The organism is Halomonas sp. V046 (assembly GCF_052645355.1).
Window position 1 is genome coordinate 1 of record NZ_JBQXYF010000074.1, and the last position, 268, is coordinate 268.

Here is a 268-nt window from a genome sequence, read left to right on the forward strand (position 1 = left end):
AGGCTCAGACAGCTAGGAGGTTGGCTTAGAAGCAGCCATCCTTTAAAGAAAGCGTAATAGCTCACTAGTCGAGTCGGCCTGCGCGGAAGATGTAACGGGGCTCAAACCAGGTACCGAAGCTACGGGTTCGTCGAATGACGAGCGGTAGAGGAGCGTCGTGTAAGCCGATGAAGGTGGATTGAGAAGTCTGCTGGAGGTATCACGAGTGCGAATGCTGACATGAGTAACGACAAGGGGAGTGAAAAACTCCCCCGCCGGAAGACCAAGG

The 268-nt window shown here is 54.1% G+C and carries 1 rRNA gene; it reads left to right on the forward strand.

The features are described from left to right. Window positions 1–268 (forward strand): 23S ribosomal RNA (locus tag ACUN9Y_RS22305); the annotation flags it as partial.